A 1,492-nucleotide genomic window follows, 5' to 3' on the forward strand; every position below is an offset into this window, starting at 1 on the left:
TCAATGGAGATGTCGACGCAATATGAAGATTTATCGCTGCTATTGGCGCAGTAATGCGCCGAACCGCGTCGATGGCATGGCGTTATTATCTTTACATATGCGGCGTATTTAGATTTACGCATCGCTGGCGCCCATGCTCTCCGCGAGCCGGTCCAGCGCGTCACAAAGCGCCAACAGGTCAACCGCGCAAAAGGCTGCTCTACCCGCAGCGATCAGCCGGAACTCATCGGGTGGATCGATATCGGTCCATGCGCTCGCGATCGTACAAAGTCGACCGTTCTGCCCCTCATAGACCATCCGGTCTTCGCCCCAATGACGGCGCCGACAGATCAGCTCGAACTTGCGACCGCAAAGCGGATGGAAGGGATGCGTGATCCGCACCTTTTGCTGGGTCGTACCCGCATGACCTGCAGTCGACAACTTTTGCCAAGGGCAAGGTTGAAGGCGCGGTGCTGATTGTCGAGCGCTGGATTCTGGCACGGCTGCGCCATCGGCGGTTCTTCAACCTGACCGATCTCAATACTGCGATCGGTGGTTTGCTGGAGGAGCTGAACCATCGGCCGATGCGCCATATCGGCAAATCCCGCCGGCAGCTGTTCGAGGAGATCGAGCGCGCTGCGTTGACGCCGCTGCCGAGCGAACCGTTCGAATACGCCGAATGGAAAACGGCGAAGGTCCATCCCGATTATCACGTCGAAGTCGACAAGACCTTTTACTCAGTGCCGCACCGGCTGATCGGCCGTCGGGTGGACGTCCGGCTCACCTATCGAGCCGTCGAGATCTTCCAGGATCACACGCGTGTCGCCAGCCATGTGCGCCGCTCTCAGCGCAGCGGCCATGTCACCGTGAACGAGCACATGCCCAAGGCCCATCAGCGTTATGCCAATATGACGCCGGCGAGCTTGATCAAGATGGCAGCGCGGATCGGCGTCAACACCGCCACTCTGGTCGAGCGGATGATGCGTGAGCGCCCGCATCCCGAGCAGGGTTATCGCTCCGCCATGGGGATCATCGCCCTGGCACGGCGCTACGAGCGCGATCGGCTCGAAGCGGCCTGCGAGCGGGCACTCGTCATCAACGCGATCAGCTACTCCTCGGTGAGCGCGATCCTCAAATCCGGGCTCGACCGCGCGAGCCCTGCTGCCGCACCCGTCAAAGCCACCCCCTCGCACGCCAACATCCGTGGTGGGGGCTATTATCAATGAAGGAAAGGAACATCGCGATGCTGACCCACCCGACCCTCGAGCAGATGCAGGCGCTCGGCCTTGCCGGAATGGCGGCCGCTTACCGGCAACTAGCCGAACAGGACAATGCCGCCGATCTCAGCCGGGATGAGTGGCTCGGCCTGATGCTCGATCGTGAAGCCGCCATGCGTGCCGACCGGCGCCTGACCAATCGCCTCGCCGCAGCCAAGCTGCGCTTCGTCGACGCCTGTATCGAAGACGTCGACTTCGCGTCCCGCCGCGGCCTTGACCGGCGCAACACCCTGCAA

General features: G+C 61.8%; 2 protein-coding genes and 1 pseudogene. 2 read left to right on the plus strand and 1 reads right to left on the minus strand.

Annotated features, from left to right (window positions below):
* Positions 1-114 precede the first annotated feature (114 nt).
* Positions 115-381 (minus strand): DUF5372 family protein, encoded by a 267-nt coding sequence (locus FNJ47_RS46020; protein WP_163163403.1) that lies wholly within the window; start codon positions 379-381, stop codon positions 115-117.
* 47 nt (positions 382-428) lie between these two features.
* Between FNJ47_RS46020 and FNJ47_RS46025 the strand changes: the two are divergent.
* Positions 429-1,205, plus strand: a pseudogene (locus FNJ47_RS46025) (Mu transposase domain-containing protein); the annotation flags it as partial.
* 17 nt (positions 1,206-1,222) lie between these two features.
* On the plus strand, positions 1,223-1,492 hold a 270-nt coding region (locus FNJ47_RS46030; protein WP_163163405.1), incomplete at its 3' end, for an ATP-binding protein.

The organism is Bradyrhizobium uaiense, assembly GCF_010811875.1.
In the GTDB taxonomy this organism is placed as follows: domain Bacteria; phylum Pseudomonadota; class Alphaproteobacteria; order Rhizobiales; family Xanthobacteraceae; genus Bradyrhizobium; species Bradyrhizobium uaiense.